The organism is Candidatus Binatia bacterium, assembly GCA_023150935.1.
GTDB lineage: Bacteria > Desulfobacterota > Binatia > HRBIN30 > HRBIN30 > JAKLJW01.
Genome location: JAKLJW010000134.1, coordinates 1 through 647 on the forward strand (window position 1 = coordinate 1; position 647 = coordinate 647).

A 647-nucleotide genomic window follows, 5' to 3' on the forward strand; every position below is an offset into this window, starting at 1 on the left:
GGAGCACGAGGCCGGCGTAGGAGGTCGGGTACACGATCGGGAACGCCGCGCCCTCCGCGAAGGACATGCCCTCGGGCATGCGGTGCGCAAAGGCCGCGGGCATCGCGATGCGCTCGGCATAGCCTCCGATCGGCACCGCGGCGAGCACGCGGTCGCCGGGGGCGAAGCCGCTGACTCCTGCTCCCACCTCGCGCACGACGCCCGCCACCTCGCCGCCCGGGACGAAGGGAAAGGGCGGCTTCACCTGGTAGCGGCCCTGTACGAGCAGGATGTCGAAGAAGTTGCAGCCCGCGGCGCGCACCTCGACGCCGAGCTGGCCGGGGCCCACGACGGGTTCGGGCAGCTCGGACACCGTGAGCTCGGCCGGCTCCATCCAGCGGTCCACCACGATCGCGCGCACGTCCGCCCTCCTCGGCGATCCCCGATGCTAGCGCCGGGCCCGGGCGGGGTATCCTCGGCGCGTGTCCCACCCGGACGGGATCGACGTGGCGGCGATCGGCGAGGAGGTGCCGCTCCTCGAGGGCATCCGCACGACCCGCGCGATCCGCCGGCTGCGCCCCGATCCGGTGCCGCCGGCGCTGATCCGCAAGGTCTGCGAGGCCGGCACCTTCGCGCCGAGCGGCGGCAACCGGCAGCCCTGGCTCTTC

Annotated in this window: 2 protein-coding genes; one reads left to right on the top strand and one right to left on the bottom strand. The window is 74.3% G+C overall.

The features are described from left to right. Positions 1-400, bottom strand: a 400-nt coding sequence (locus L6Q96_23355) for an alcohol dehydrogenase catalytic domain-containing protein (protein MCK6557485.1), incomplete at its 3' end; no start/stop codon positions are given. A gap of 166 nt (positions 401-566) precedes the next feature. On the opposite strand from L6Q96_23355, the gene L6Q96_23360 reads away from it, so the two are divergent. Then, a partial coding sequence (locus L6Q96_23360; GenBank protein ID MCK6557486.1) for a nitroreductase family protein occupies positions 567-647 on the top strand: 81 nt, incomplete at its 3' end.